This window comes from Glaciecola sp. HA4-3 (assembly GCF_055693685.1).
Map to the genome: position 1 here is coordinate 329071 of NZ_CM146340.1, position 13462 is coordinate 342532.

Sequence of the window (13462 nt, forward strand, 5' to 3'; positions counted from 1 at the left end):
AAGGATTATTTATGAAGTCTGCAAATGCAGTTAACGCTTTGGTCTATATTTACATCAGTCCCACAAAAGCATTTAATGCCATCAACGAAGCCAAGGCTTGGTCTTGGTTGGCGTTTTTAAGTGTAGCCTCAATGTCCGTAGCCAGCATCTTGGTATTTTATTCAATGGTCGATATGCAGTTTTTTATAGACGAACAAGTTGCTATTGCCGGTGCAGACGAAACCAAAAGTGTTCGCGAAGCTATTCGGACCAATATCGAACAGACTGCGCCAATGATGAAATGGTTTGGCGTAGGCGGCGCAATCGTTGGTATTGCAATCATCAATGCGCTATTTGCCTTATATTATATGTTAGTTGCAAAACAAGACCCAGAGTCTGTTCAAAGCTATGGCGATTGGTATGGTTTTTCTTTTTGGACGATGATGCCGTCAGTGGTGAACTCGCTTGGCGCAATTATACTAGTGCTCACTGCGGGAACCGACCAAATTTCTCAGTCAGTGCTTAATTATGCTTCCATAAATCAAATAGTGATGGGTTTTGACTCCACACATGCGTTTTATTCTTTCTTTGAAGGGCTCAACTTGTTTACGTTCTGGTCTATCGCATTAGGCGCTATTGGTTTGAAAGCGTGGACTAATTTCTCGATGAATAAAGCAATATTGTTTTCAGTCTTACCTTTCCTCGTCATATTCGGTATTTGGGCAATATTTATTATCATTTAATTTGTCCAACAATTATCAGGTGATCATGCCGTGATGGCATGGTCATTTATTCATATTATAAACATATAAAACGTCTTATTAATACGAGCTAAAGCATGAAAAAAAGTATCATTATTACTCTTGTGGTTATCGGTTTTGTTGCCTTGTTGGTCACTCGACAAGTCAGTAATGTAAATGAATTACCGAAAATGAATGTTGCAATTGCACAAGAAGGAAGCATTGCTGATTCAATTCTAGCTTCGGGTAACCTTGTATTTAATACTCAAGTGCAATTGCGCTCAGAAGTTACCGGGCGGGTAGACAAAGTATTTGTAGAAGAAGGGCAAAGTGTTGAGCAAGGTGATGTGTTAATGCGCCTTGATACAACAGCATTTGAATCAGAGGTGACCCGTAACAAAGCAATTTTGCGTGCTACCGAGATTGCAATAAAGCAAAGTAAAATTCGGTTAAGTAATTTAGAGCGTCAACTTAAAAGACAAAAAAACTTATATGAAGATGGTCTTGGTAATGAAGAGACCTATGAAAATTTAAAGAGCTCACGTGATCTAGCAAAAATCGATATTGAATCAAGCACGGAGTCTTATAATCAAGCCTTAGCTTCCTTACAAATCGCACAAGATAGACTCAACAAAAGTGTATTTTTGGCACCCATGAGCGGATTATTAGCGTCAGTCAATATTAAAGAGGGCGAAACAGTTATTGCTGGTACGACTAATATTATTGGCTCGGACTTAATGTTAGTAGCTGACCCAAGTGCGATCTTAGCTGAATTAAGAGTCGATGAGACCGATATTGCGAGCATTAAGCTTAATCAAAAAGCAGATATTTATGCAGCGGCTTATCCAAATGCGCCATTTACTGGTACGGTGATTAATATTGGCACCTCTGCCAAAAACCAACCAGGCTCCCAAGGCTTATCGTTTAAAGTCAAAGTGTTACTTGATAGCACAGAGCGTCAGTTATATGCAGGGATGAGTTGTCGTGCTGAAATCGCGACAAATGTGGCTGAAAGTAGCCTGAAATTACCAATAGAAGCGGTTCAAAAGGATGGTGATCGTACGTTTGTTTGGCGTTTAAATACCGACAATACGGTAACGAGTGTTGATGTGAGTGTGGGTATTTCTTCAGATATTGAACAGGCAATTACTTCAGGTCTAGAAGCAGGAGATAGGGTTGTTATTGGTCCGGCAAGGCCAATTAGCAAACTTAAAAACAAAGATGAAGTTGAAGTAAATGCATCAAGCGATAATGAGGATGTGGGCTAGATGTCGGCGGTTATTAAGTTAGAAGGGATTAATAAACACTACAAAATGGGCGATCAAGTCTTTAAAGCGCTTGATGATGTCAATATTCAAATTGAACTTAATGAATATGTAGCGATTATTGGACCGTCTGGCTCTGGTAAATCAACGCTAATGAATCTTTTAGGCTGCCTCGATACACCTACTAGCGGCGATTATTACTTGAAAGATAAGCTAGTTAAAAAAATGACTGAAACTGAGCTTGCCCATCAACGTAACGAAAGCGTAGGCTTTATTTTTCAAAGCTTTAACCTTTTACCGCGCGCCTCTGCCTTAGAAAACGTGATGCAGCCTTTGGTTTATCGTTTTATACCAAGTAAAAAGCGCAAACAAGACGCAACTAAAGCACTTAGCCGAGTTGGTTTAGCCGATAAAGTCGATCATCTTTCAAGTCAACTCTCTGGTGGGCAGCGCCAGCGTGTGGCTATTGCTCGCGCACTTGTGACCAAACCTCATATTTTGTTAGGTGATGAGCCTACTGGTAATCTTGATAGCAAAACCACTAGCGAGATTATGGCCTTATTTGACGAATTACATAATGAAGGGCATACGATTATTCTGGTCACTCATGAGCAAGAAATCGCTGATCATTGTCATCGTGTTATTCGTTTGGTAGACGGTAAAGTCGTCAGCGATGTGCGAAAAAAGATGGAGAGCGCCAACATGTTTAAATCGGCCCTTGCAGTTGTTGAAGGAACTAAGGCAGCATTATCAGCCATTAGAGCCAATGCAATGAGAAGCGCATTAACCTGTTTGGGGATAATTATTGGGGTTGCAGCCGTCATTACGGTTGTAGCAGTTATGCAAGGGTTTACCAAGCAAATCAATGATCAGCTAGCTGATATGTCTCCAGATGTGACCAATATCAAACCCTACACCAGTAGGGAGCAAGAGATGTTAGGTAAGCGGGCGAAGTTGACGTATGACGATTTTCTTGTACTTAAAGCCCGAATCAAAGAAGCCGAAACGATGACCGCTTTGATGTTTACTTGGCGATTTTCAGGTGGAGCTGAATACGGCAATAAAAGCCATTCATCTCGAGTCATCGGTACGGAGCAAGATTACCAAAAAGCTTATCGTACTTACCCTGAATTAGGCCGTTTTATTCGTGCTGAAGACGATGAAAAGCGCCGCAGGGTTGCGTTTATAGGCCCGTCCATCATTGATAAGCTCGATTTGCCCGAGAATCCTGTAGGCGAATACATAAAGCTAGGCGGTGAATGGTTTAGAATCATCGGCGTAGCCGAAAAACAAGGTAGCTTGCTAGGCTTTGATCAAGATGATTATATCAATATTCCTATTAGCACGATGAGCGCACTAGAAGGAGCAAGCTCGCAAAGTAACGTACAAATCATGTTTAGGCTAAATGACGATGCTAACGAAGAGCAAACTCTTGCGAAGATGACGAGAATATTACGCCAACAACACAAACTTGAGGCAGACGAGCCTGATGATTTTGAATTTGAAACAGCAGAAAAAGCACGCGAGCAAATAGACACTTTTACTAATAGCGCGACGGCAATTACTGCAGGCATTGTAGGAATTAGTCTGGTGGTTGGTGGCATTGGTGTGATGAATATTATGTTGGTATCGGTAACTGAACGTACGCGTGTAATCGGCACATTAAAAGCGCTTGGGGCAACACCCGGTTTTATCATGTTACAGTTTTTGGTTGAAGCGGTTGTTTTATCATTGTTTGGTGGTTTGATTGGACTAGCTATTGGCTATGGTTTGTCGGGTCTTGTGTCCTTTTTAGTACCCAGTATGCTCAGGCACCTATATTCCTGTTTGGGCGGTTATGCTTTCATTCGGTTTTACGTCGCTTATTGGAATTGTATTTGGCTTAGCACCGGCGATAAAGGCAGCTAGACTCAATCCAATTGATGCCTTGCGCTACGAGTAAAATTTATCCCCGTGCGAAGGCATAACTATGACAAATCGAGTCATTAGGTGTCGCGCCAACGCTTAATTATATCGTCATACGCATCAATGCGTCGGTCTCTAAAGTATGGCCAAATTCGTTTGATGTTTTCGCTACGTTTCATATCTAAGGTGACAAGCAATGTCTCTTCTTTTCCATCGCTGGCCATAGCCAAGATTTCCCCTTGAGGACCCGCTACAAAGCTATGCCCCCAAAACAAGATACCGGGTTCTTGAGTGTTTGGAGAGGCTTCAAATCCTGTTCTATTGGCAACGACTACTGGTATAGAATTAGCAACGGCATGAGAGCGCTGAATAGTTACCCAAGCTTCTTGCTGTCTTTCTTGTTCCTCTTTGCTATCGGTCGTGTCCCATCCAATCGCGGTTGGATAAAATAGAATATCAGCTCCTGCCATTGCCATAAGTCGAGCGGCTTCTGGGTACCATTGATCCCAGCAAATGAGTACGCCTAATTTACCGATACTGGTTTGAATCGGCTCAAAACCTAAATCTCCTGGCGTAAAGTAAAACTTTTCATAAAAGCCTGGGTCATCTGGAATATGCATTTTACGATATATACCCGCAATTTTGTCGTCACAGTCAAATACCACTGCCGTATTGTGATACAAACCAGATGCCCGCTTTTCAAATAATGATGTAATTAGGACGACACCTAATTTTTTAGCTATGGAGCCGAAGTAAGCACTAGCTTCACCTGGTATCGGTTCGGCAAGCTCGAATTGATTGACGTCTTCACTTTGACAAAAATATTGTGTTGAATGCAGCTCTTGCAATAGCACGCATTGGCAGCCTTGTTCGGCTAATTCAGTTATTTTAGCCGCACTGGCTTGCCAATTTTTTTGTTTATTGTTGTCAGCGATAGCTTGTTGGACAATACCGACTTTTAAGGTTTGAGCTTGTGATGACATTGCTTTACCTATGTTGAATATTCTAAATCGTAGACTTTAATTGGTCTGCATAAACACTTCTGGTTTGAGTGTATCAACTGGAATTTGCATAGTCACGCAATGCAAAGAACCATTTTGTTCAACAAGTGCCCGACAATTAATGGGCACAATAGTGTAGTTTGGAAATGCTTTTTGCAGCACATAAAGCGCCTCTTCATCTTCAGCTTCGCCATAAATAGGGGCCAAAACATGTTGGTTTACAATCAAAAAGTTTGCATACGATGCTGGCAGTCGTCTCTTGTCACTGTCGGTCACAAAAGGCAATGGTAAGCTATACAGTTTATGTTTTGGTAAGGCCTTAGCAATCTCTTGTTGCATAGCAAATAAGGAAGTAAAATGTGGATCGTTTGGCCGGTTGTCACAACCTTGTGCAACCACTCCCATTAATGGTGTAAACCTAGCTAGGGTGTCAATGTGACCATCTGTATCGTCCCCTTCAAGTTGCCCTTTTGTCAGCAATGTTACAGACTTAGCACCTAAGGCTTTTTGAAAAATTGCTGTGTAGTCGCTTGTGCTCATATCGCCATTTCGCATGGGGTTCATAAGACATGAAAATGTACTGAGGATATGCTGATTTTCATCTATCTCTATTGCACCACCTTCAAGCACAACATCGCTAGTCAAAATAGGCAAACGGCATAAGTGGCGCAGACTTTTATTTACCGCATTGTCTTGGTTGGCAGCATACTTTTGGCCCCAAGCATTAAATTCAAAACTTATCCCTTGATTTCCTTTTGGCCCACTGCATGTCAAAAATCCATAATCACGCGTCCAAGTGTCATCATATTCGCATTCAAATATAAAGATATTAGCTTGTTTGGGAAGCTTCATTTTGACTTGTTCAACAAGCTTTGCTGGACACAAGAGCAGCACTAGGCATTCGCAGCGATTAATTGCATCAATCAGTTCAAGATAAGTAGCTTGTACCTCAAGTAAATTATCCACCCAATCAGTATCCTGATGAGGCCAAGCTAGCAAAACTGCTTCTTGTTCGGCCCATTCAGGTAGCAAGGTTATCATTCTAGTATGTCCACTTTATGTTGGCAAAAACACGCCGAGGCTGTCCTACAAAATAACGGTATCCACCAAATGCAAAATCAGCACGTTCGGCATAATCAGTATCTGTGATATTTAAAATATTAATCCCAACTTTTACGCGTGGACTCACTTGATAATTTATATGTAAATCAAGTAATTCATGGCCTTCATATTTGGCAGAGTTTTGAGGATCTAAATAGTAATCGCTTAAATATTGAAAACTCAATTGTGCTTCTAGCGCGTCTATCCCAATATAATTAAGGTTAAATTTTGACATAAGCTCGGGCGAAGTATCGATTCTGTTGCCACTAATAGGGGCATTAGATGATAACGCGTTATTTTCGTATGTATGTTTCGCTAAGCTAATGTGCCCAGATAACATCCAACTAGTATTCAATACATGAGACATTTCAAGTTCAATACCTTGATGCTTTGTTTTTGCGCCTGTTACATTTTGACGATTACTATCTTGAAAAATAACATCATCCTTTGTCATATAAAAGGCGGCTAAGTGAAGACTAGACTGTTCGTTTGTATGTCTGACACCAAGCTCGATGGCATCCATGTTTTCATTGTCAATATCGGTAATTTGTTGATTATTTTGTAATCGAAATAACTCTGTAGCCTGAGGGGCTCTAAAACCTTGTGAATATTTAGTATATACAAGCATATTGGGTGCAAATTGATACTGTATACTGGCACTTGGTGATATTGCATTAAAGCCTTTTGATTGGCTGTCAGGTGGTGTAAATCGACACAAAGCAACACTGATGTCACATGCGCTGTTAAAGCCAGCTAAATTATCATAATCATAATAATTTCGTTCTGCTCTGGCGCCAAACAAAACCTTCCAATCCTCATGGTTCCATGTGGCTTGGCTGTATAGTGCTAACTGATATGCCCTAACAGTATAATCATAATGCAAACCTGCTGGTATGGATGGTGAGAAGTCTTCTGCTTGCGTTTCTGTTAACTTGCCTTGAGTGCGGTCATAGTCGATACCACTGACAATATCCCATTGGCCGATTTGTTGGCGCAACGTAGACTGTATTCCAATGCTTGTATGGGTATTTTGTTCTAGTGCTTGCCAAGGCAAAAAATGCTGCAAAAAGCGCATGCTATTGTATCTAAAGTACGGTCGAAGGCTTAACTCTCCGGTATCGGTGTCGCGCGAAAAGTCGCTATAGGCACGAAAAGACTGAACATCTCTGAACGCTTCTGGATTGGGGTTAATGCGTCTAAACTGTTTGTCTTTGAACGCTTCAAAGCCTCTAATAAAGCCCGCTGTTTCTTGGTTTAAATTACTCATGTCGACCAGAGTTTTATTCTGCCATACATCACCCGCGTACTGATAAATACCAGTAATCTTTTGTTGGTCATAACCGCTTTGAGTTTGGTAGCCATTTTCTTGGGTCATGTTGAACAAACCTAGCCAAGCATGTTTTTTATCTTCACTTTGTTGTCCATAAACCTTAGATATGCGCGCAAAATCATATGCACCAACCTCGATACCAAATTGATTATTGTCATGACTAAAAGCATTAGGACTAATAATATTGATTACACCGTGAAGTGCGTTAGCACCATACAAGGTGCTAGCAGGTGAGCGCAAGACATCCACTCGCGCCGCTTGTTCATAATTTATATCAAACAATTGATTCGTGTTACAAAAGCCTGGAGCGCGAATCGATATGCCGTCTAAGCCCATAAAAAAAGCACCGCAGCTCCCTGCACCTGTTAGCACCGGAGAACGGATAGCGGTAAGATGTTCTTGTCCGTTACCGCGACTGATCCATGTACCTGGAATATTTGATAGAGCTTGATTGATGTGTTGCGAAGAAATTAATGCTATTTGCTCATTTGTAATGGTGGCAATGCTATCTGCGGTTTGATTGATTTGTTGGGCTTGCTTAGTAGCGGTGACACTAATAGTCTCTAATTGTGTTTCATCATCGTTTTGTTTAGCAACACTATAGGTATTTAAGGTAGTAACAAGAACTGTTAAAAAAAGTGTCGGTAGTGTCAATTGTGCTTTCATTATTTAAGATGCCTCCCACCATTTAGGTGTAAAGTTTGGCCGGTGACATAGTCACTGCTGAGCAAAAAGTCTACTGCTTTTACTGCTTCTTGTGCGCCTGGGCATATTCCTAATATGGATTTTGATAAGGCTTTTTGTTTATATTCAGGTGAATCACCTTCATTGAACATCAATAAAGATGGTGCGATTGAGTTGACTTTGACTTTGGGTGCTAACAAGCTTGCAAACGATAGTGTTAAATTGTGCAAGGCAGCTTTACTGGCGGCATACGCAATGTGTTTGTTACTGCCTTTGTCCTGGACAAAGTCAGTCATATGAATAATATCTGACCCATCAATCAGCATCTCTTTACATGCTAAATTTATTTGGTAAGGCGCGCTTGCATGCACTTGCATCATTTTTTGCAATAGTTCAGCAGGACTTGGATGATGCTTTTCGCTATCCCAGTCACTCGCATTGTGAATGATCGCGCTAAGGCTTGAAGTGACGTCTTTGAGCTGTGAAATGAATGCGCTAATACCTTGGTTATCAGCAAAATCTGCATGAAGCGCGATTGCTCCTTTTGCAATTAATGTGTCAATCGCTGGCTTTTTCGTACGATATGTTATAATTACCTTAGAGTGTTTACTAAGTAATGACTCTGCGATGGCCAAACCGAGTCGCTGAGCGCCACCGGTTATTAAGATAGGAGCGGTCATATGTTTGTCGTTTTCCTGTACGCCGAATGAAAGAATAAAAAAGTACGTAAAATGAATAAGCTAGGATCCAGTTCATTTACTTTTTATCCATTCATTGTAAACCAGCTTGGTTTTTCTGCGTATAAAATTCAAAATAATTCATTGGACACAGAATGTTAGCAAACGAAAAAATTGTAATGCATGGAGCCAATCATAACATCGCTTTATCACCTCAGGCCGTTTTAGTGCGCGATGCACTTTTAGCTAATGGTCTAGAAACGCCTATGGTGGATAATGGCTTAAGTGCAGAAGAAAAACGTACTATCATTAAAGCAAAAATGACCGAAGTGATGCAGGCATTGGGTCTAGATTTGAACGATGATAGTCTTCAAGACACGCCTAATCGAATTGCAAAGATGTATGTAAATGAGATTTTTTCAGGACTCGATTATAGCAATTTTCCTAAAATAACTCAGATTGAAAACAAAATGAGTATTGAACAGCCTGTTCAAATAACCGACATTAGCTTAACGAGCACTTGTGAGCATCATTTTGTAACGATTGATGGCACTGCTACAGTGTCTTACATCCCAAATAAAACAGTTATTGGTTTAAGTAAAATTAACCGATTGGTGGCGTTTTTTGCACAACGTCCGCAAGTACAAGAACGGCTCACACAGCAAGTAATGGTAGCTCTACAAGCCTTAACTGGTACAAAGGATGTTGCAGTATCAATCAATGCGACGCATTATTGTGTAAAAGCGCGTGGTATTAGAGACACTAACTCTTACACAAAAACATCGTCATTAGGCGGAGCCTACAATACTGACCGAGACTTAAGAAGAGAGTTTTTTCAATCCTGATACAGCTGACTTCATGAAAGCCCGCATATTTTGCGGGTTTTTTTATGTAAAAATTTGATAAATGATGCCGATAAATATGTACTTTAAACACAATTAGAAAACTCAAATGTTTAGTATTATTAAAGGCAAAGTTAACTATGTTCACTATATTGGGCTAATGGTGGCATCTACAGTCTTATTAGCAATGGTGGTATATGCAACGACGGTCCTTCATTACAATGAAGGCATTATTCAAGTGCTAGTGCTTTTTTTATTTGGCTGCTCAACGGTATCTAGTTATAAAGTAATTAGTCATCATTTAAACTATTCAAAATAGTGTGGATTGGCCTTGTTGAAATAATACTACTACGGACTAGAGAACAAGCTACATATGTTATATTACTGCGTTTTCCAGCGCAGTGCGCAATGCCCCTTCAATTGGAACTGGTTTGTTGGTTTGTCTATCGACAAACACATGCGTCATTTTGCCAAGCGCAGCAGCATGATCGGCGTTGTTTTTAAAAATACCTAGTTGGTATTCGACCGAGCTATTACCTATTTTATTGACACTAAAACCGCCAACAAATTTTTCTGGATAAGCAATACTTGAATAATATTGGCAGCTTGAACTAACCATTAATCCTATCGTTTTACTTGTGTGTATATTGAGCCCTGCATGCTCAATGAGATACCAATTAATAATAGTGTCAAAGTAGCTGTAATACACAACATTATTAACATGACCATAGGCATCATTATCGTTCCAACGAGTATGCATGTTGTAGGTATAGTGAAAATCATTGATGTGTATTTTCGATTCATTGCGCATAAGCGTTCTTGTTTCCTTAATAGGCCTGTTGATACAAACTTAGTGCTTGAGTATATGAAACATCTTTTGGATTATTAACCAGTAAACGTGTTTGTTTCATGGCTTCTTCGGCTAAGGTGCTTAAATCATCTTCAGTAACATTAACTTGTCGTAAACGAGTGGGTAATGCTAATTGTTTAGCCAATTCATAAAAGTGACTAGCAAGCTGACTTGTAAGGTGCTTGTCGCTGCTTGATGCAGATACTTTATTGATGATATAAGGCGCAAGCTGAGCGTACAAATCACTTGCATGACTTGCATTAAACCGAAGCACATGGGGTAACATTAGTGAGTTACTCAAGCCATGGGGAACATGAAAAATTCCGCCAAGAGGATAGGCAAGTGCATGTACGGCACCTACAGGCGCGTTAGCAAAAGCTTGTCCAGCTAGTGATGCTCCCAGCATCATATTTTCTCTTGCATTGACATCTTTGCCATTAAATGTGGCTTTAACAATATTGTCACTTAGCAAGCTCAAAGCGTGGGTTGCCAATAAATCGCTGTAACGATTCTTTTTCAGTTTGCTTGTATATGCCTCAATAGCATGAACCATTGCATCAATTCCGGTTGCTGCGGTCACGTTACTTGGTAAATCTAGTGTCAAACTGGCATCCAATAAAGCAATGTCAGGTAATAAAATAGGCGAAACAACACCGGCTTTTGTACTTTTTCCCGTTGTGACGATTGAAATTGGGGTAACCTCAGACCCTGTGCCAGCGGTAGTTGGTATTAGGATCAAAGGAGCTCTTGTAGAATGAATGCAATTAACGCCATACAGCTCTTGTAAGTTTTGAGTTTGCTGCATTAAAACAGCAACTAACTTTGCACAATCCATAGAACTGCCGCCACCAATACCTATGACACAATCAGCACCTTCCTCTATGGCTAGGGCAACAGCTGCTAGAATAATCGCCTCAGGAGGATCTGCAATAACCTCATCAAATACAATGGCGCTGATCTTGGAACGCAATAAATATTCGTTTAATTGGTCAATAATACCCAAGCCAACAATGCCTTTATCTGTCACGATAATGGGCCGTTTACCTCTTAAGGAGCTGCAGTACTCCGGGCAATTCGATAAGCCTCCAAGCTCACATATAATTCTTTTTGTAGTAGAAAACTCAAATGATTGCATATGGTCCTTTTACTCAAGTTTTATAGCTGTGCCGATTAATGTTATCGATTAATTTCGATATCACGATAATCAAGTAATGTTTATTAACTATAGAAACTATGCCAGAACATGCAAGAAGTCGAGGTGCAAACCTTGCATTCGCTTTACTCATTGTCATATTATAAATACGAAACAACTGGAGAAACGTATTTGTTAAAGATAAAAGCGATGCTGATTATCCCATGCTTGCTAAGTTTAGGAGCATGCTCATCTAGTCATGTCTTCCATGAAGATGCTTTAGCGGTGGGGGATGCTGAATCATTGTTTTCGGCCAACAAAGCCGACCACAAGAAAGCAAACTATGCACACATCGAAAAGCCTTTGGTAGCGCCGACTGTTCATAGTGAATTGTTCTCTTTAAGTGTTCCATCAAAGGATGATATCTATACATTAAGCGATGAACAAAAAGACGATTTTTTAAGTTATTTTAATCATCCTAAAAACGCTTCAATTAGGCCTCATCAGCGCGTTGCTGATTATCTTTTGGCAGTAGGCCATGATTTTTCATACCACGGTAAAACCTACAATGCATCTGATGCCTTAGCAAAGCGCGCAGGCAATTGTATGTCATTAGCTGTTTTATCAAGTGCGCTTGCCGAGTTAGCTGGGCTTAAATACCGGTATACAAAAGTGCATAGTGCCCCTGTTTTTGCTGAGCAAGCAGATATTCAATTAGTCTCAAGCCATGTCAATGTGAGACTGTTTGATACTTACATGGCACAAGACAAGGTAACAAAAGTCTTTGGGTCCATTATCATTGATTATTTTAGGGATGCTGGAAATGTTCGCTCTTCTAGGATCTCCACACAAGAATTTGAGATTATGTATTGGCATAACAAAGCAAGCGAAGCCTTGTTAGAGGGACAAGTAGATTTGGCATATCGTTATGTCATGCGTGCTAATACATTAGATCCTCGTCACCCAGAGACGCTTAATATTCTCGCTATTTTGTACAAGCGAAAAGGGCATGAGCAGTATGCATTTGATATTTACGAGTTTATGGAGAGTGAAAACATTGCTTCGTTTACATCGGTAGATAATTTTGCCGCTATGCTAGAGCAAAGAGGTGACGTCGAACGAGCTGCAAAGCTTTACGAGAGGATTAAGGATATTAGCGATCAAAATCCATACACTTGGATAAACAAAGGCAAATTACTTTGGGAACAAGGCGACTTGCGCTTGGCACAAAGCTACTTCCAAAAATCGATCGAAAAAGCGAATTATCTCCACGAGCCTTACTTTTACCTTGCCAATGTTTATGCACAACAAGCAAAATATGGCATGGCGCGTGAAGCGCTTGAGCAAGCTCAAGCTTTAGCTAATTTGCCTGAAGATCAGAAACGCTACCAAGCTAAGCTTAATGGGCTGACATCTAGCTTATAACCTTGTTTTGTGCAGACACCATCCAAATTGCTTAAGGTAATGTGAATTCTAGAAGGAGATTTTGCTACCACTGCGGTTGTTTGGCAATTTCATCTTTACGCAAATATAATAATCGTTAACGCGATGATGCAATTGGCAATCGCAATTCCCCATACCAAAGGTAGATTTGTACCTTTATCATTGTTGGATTGTTTACTTTTGCTGACAATAAGCGGTACGCCCAAAACACAGAGCGCACCAATTATCAACAAGACTGTTGATACTGTATCCATTAGTTATTGAGATCCCACACATCGTTGCCTGAAAGGCCACTGCCAATAAGTGTTCCGCCAAAGTAGGAAAATGCTGCTGCGCCGGCCATGCCTATTAATCCCACAGGTGTCGCTGCAACCGCTACTGCTATGCCTACTGCAGCAAGTCCTGCCCCAGCTTCGGCCCAATTTGCTTCACCGCCAGTCACACTTTGCATTTCGTTGATACTTAACTCATTTATATGGTTCATGATAATTCCTTTTATTGAAACCGTTAATT

14 protein-coding genes are annotated in these 13462 nt (G+C 40.5%); 6 read left to right on the top strand and 8 right to left on the bottom strand.

The genetic code is table 11. The features are described from left to right. The first annotated feature begins 11 nt into the window (after positions 1-11). The 3 genes from ACZ1G6_RS01575 to ACZ1G6_RS01585 all read left to right on the top strand — a co-directional run bounded on the left by ACZ1G6_RS01575 (position 12) and on the right by ACZ1G6_RS01585 (position 3892). Complete coding sequence (locus tag ACZ1G6_RS01575) at positions 12-722, top strand: YIP1 family protein (protein ID WP_472617769.1); 711 nt, start codon at positions 12-14, stop codon at positions 720-722. Between the two features lie 95 nt (positions 723-817). Beyond that, on the top strand, positions 818-1987 hold the full coding sequence (locus tag ACZ1G6_RS01580) for an efflux RND transporter periplasmic adaptor subunit (protein WP_472617770.1): 1170 nt from the start codon (positions 818-820) through the stop codon (positions 1985-1987). Next, on the top strand, positions 1988-3892 hold the full coding sequence (locus tag ACZ1G6_RS01585) for an ABC transporter permease (RefSeq protein WP_472617771.1): 1905 nt from the start codon (positions 1988-1990) through the stop codon (positions 3890-3892). A 77-nt stretch (positions 3893-3969) separates the two neighbouring features. On the opposite strand, the gene ACZ1G6_RS01590 is transcribed toward ACZ1G6_RS01585, so the two are convergent. Genes ACZ1G6_RS01590 through folM form a run of 4 tightly spaced genes read right to left on the bottom strand, consistent with a single transcriptional unit; the run spans position 3970 to position 8685 of the window. Further along, positions 3970-4872 carry a carbon-nitrogen hydrolase gene (locus ACZ1G6_RS01590; RefSeq protein ID WP_472617772.1) on the bottom strand — a complete coding sequence of 301 codons (903 nt, stop codon included), beginning with the start codon at positions 4870-4872 and terminating at the stop codon, positions 3970-3972. Between the two features lie 36 nt (positions 4873-4908). Further along, complete coding sequence (locus ACZ1G6_RS01595) at positions 4909-5931, bottom strand: agmatine deiminase family protein (RefSeq protein ID WP_472617773.1); 1023 nt, start codon at positions 5929-5931, stop codon at positions 4909-4911. 1 nt (position 5932) lies between these two features. Continuing rightward, entirely contained in the window at positions 5933-7987 is a 2055-nt protein-coding gene (locus ACZ1G6_RS01600) for a TonB-dependent receptor (RefSeq protein ID WP_472617774.1), read from the bottom strand. Next, positions 7987-8685: a dihydromonapterin reductase gene (gene folM, locus ACZ1G6_RS01605; RefSeq protein WP_472617775.1), complete on the bottom strand. Its 699-nt coding sequence runs from the start codon at positions 8683-8685 to the stop codon at positions 7987-7989. The genes ACZ1G6_RS01600 and folM overlap by 1 nt, the downstream gene beginning before the upstream one ends. A 152-nt stretch (positions 8686-8837) precedes the next feature. On the opposite strand from folM, the gene folE reads away from it, so the two are divergent. Next, on the top strand, positions 8838-9527 hold the full coding sequence (folE, locus tag ACZ1G6_RS01610) for a GTP cyclohydrolase I FolE (RefSeq protein WP_472617776.1): 690 nt from the start codon (positions 8838-8840) through the stop codon (positions 9525-9527). A 106-nt stretch (positions 9528-9633) separates the two neighbouring features. Further along, positions 9634-9843, top strand: coding sequence for a hypothetical protein (locus tag ACZ1G6_RS01615; protein WP_472617777.1), 210 nt, complete (start codon positions 9634-9636; stop codon positions 9841-9843). Positions 9844-9900: 57 nt separating this feature from the next. On the opposite strand, the gene ACZ1G6_RS01620 is transcribed toward ACZ1G6_RS01615, so the two are convergent. Together ACZ1G6_RS01620 and ACZ1G6_RS01625 are read right to left on the bottom strand one after the other, a co-directional pair. Continuing rightward, positions 9901-10335, bottom strand: coding sequence for an acyl-CoA thioesterase (locus ACZ1G6_RS01620; RefSeq protein WP_472617778.1), 435 nt, complete (start codon positions 10333-10335; stop codon positions 9901-9903). 16 nt (positions 10336-10351) lie between these two features. Beyond that, positions 10352-11509: an iron-containing alcohol dehydrogenase gene (locus tag ACZ1G6_RS01625; protein ID WP_472617779.1), complete on the bottom strand. Its 1158-nt coding sequence runs from the start codon at positions 11507-11509 to the stop codon at positions 10352-10354. Positions 11510-11617: 108 nt separating this feature from the next. Here ACZ1G6_RS01625 and ACZ1G6_RS01630 point away from each other — a divergent pair, with 108 nt between their 5' ends. Then, positions 11618-12931, top strand: a complete 1314-nt coding sequence (locus ACZ1G6_RS01630) for a tetratricopeptide repeat protein (protein ID WP_472617780.1) — start codon at positions 11618-11620, stop codon at positions 12929-12931. Between the two features lie 95 nt (positions 12932-13026). Here the strand turns inward: ACZ1G6_RS01630 and ACZ1G6_RS01635 are convergent, their stop codons facing one another. Then, entirely contained in the window at positions 13027-13203 is a 177-nt protein-coding gene (locus ACZ1G6_RS01635; RefSeq protein ID WP_472617781.1) for a hypothetical protein, read from the bottom strand. Continuing rightward, positions 13203-13433: a bacteriocin gene (locus tag ACZ1G6_RS01640; RefSeq protein ID WP_472617782.1), complete on the bottom strand. Its 231-nt coding sequence runs from the start codon at positions 13431-13433 to the stop codon at positions 13203-13205. The genes ACZ1G6_RS01635 and ACZ1G6_RS01640 overlap by 1 nt, the downstream gene beginning before the upstream one ends. Positions 13434-13462 lie beyond the last annotated feature (29 nt).

Bases quoted from the DNA above. Each gene is read 5' to 3' on its own strand.
- ACZ1G6_RS01625 (WP_472617779.1), bottom strand. From the start codon at position 11,509: ATGCAATCATTTGAGTTTTCTACTACAAAAAGAATTATATGTGAGCTT.
- ACZ1G6_RS01590 (WP_472617772.1), bottom strand. From the start codon at position 4,872: ATGTCATCACAAGCTCAAACCTTAAAAGTCGGTATTGTCCAACAAGCT.
- folM (WP_472617775.1), bottom strand. From the start codon at position 8,685: ATGACCGCTCCTATCTTAATAACCGGTGGCGCTCAGCGACTCGGTTTG.
- ACZ1G6_RS01575 (WP_472617769.1), top strand. From the start codon at position 12: ATGAAGTCTGCAAATGCAGTTAACGCTTTGGTCTATATTTACATCAGT.
- folE (WP_472617776.1), top strand. From the start codon at position 8,838: ATGTTAGCAAACGAAAAAATTGTAATGCATGGAGCCAATCATAACATC.
- ACZ1G6_RS01635 (WP_472617781.1), bottom strand. From the start codon at position 13,203: ATGGATACAGTATCAACAGTCTTGTTGATAATTGGTGCGCTCTGTGTT.
- ACZ1G6_RS01580 (WP_472617770.1), top strand. From the start codon at position 818: ATGAAAAAAAGTATCATTATTACTCTTGTGGTTATCGGTTTTGTTGCC.
- ACZ1G6_RS01585 (WP_472617771.1), top strand. From the start codon at position 1,988: ATGTCGGCGGTTATTAAGTTAGAAGGGATTAATAAACACTACAAAATG.
- ACZ1G6_RS01640 (WP_472617782.1), bottom strand. From the start codon at position 13,433: ATGAACCATATAAATGAGTTAAGTATCAACGAAATGCAAAGTGTGACT.
- ACZ1G6_RS01615 (WP_472617777.1), top strand. From the start codon at position 9,634: ATGTTTAGTATTATTAAAGGCAAAGTTAACTATGTTCACTATATTGGG.
- ACZ1G6_RS01620 (WP_472617778.1), bottom strand. From the start codon at position 10,335: ATGCGCAATGAATCGAAAATACACATCAATGATTTTCACTATACCTAC.
- ACZ1G6_RS01600 (WP_472617774.1), bottom strand. From the start codon at position 7,987: ATGAAAGCACAATTGACACTACCGACACTTTTTTTAACAGTTCTTGTT.
- ACZ1G6_RS01630 (WP_472617780.1), top strand. From the start codon at position 11,618: ATGCAAGAAGTCGAGGTGCAAACCTTGCATTCGCTTTACTCATTGTCA.
- ACZ1G6_RS01595 (WP_472617773.1), bottom strand. From the start codon at position 5,931: ATGATAACCTTGCTACCTGAATGGGCCGAACAAGAAGCAGTTTTGCTA.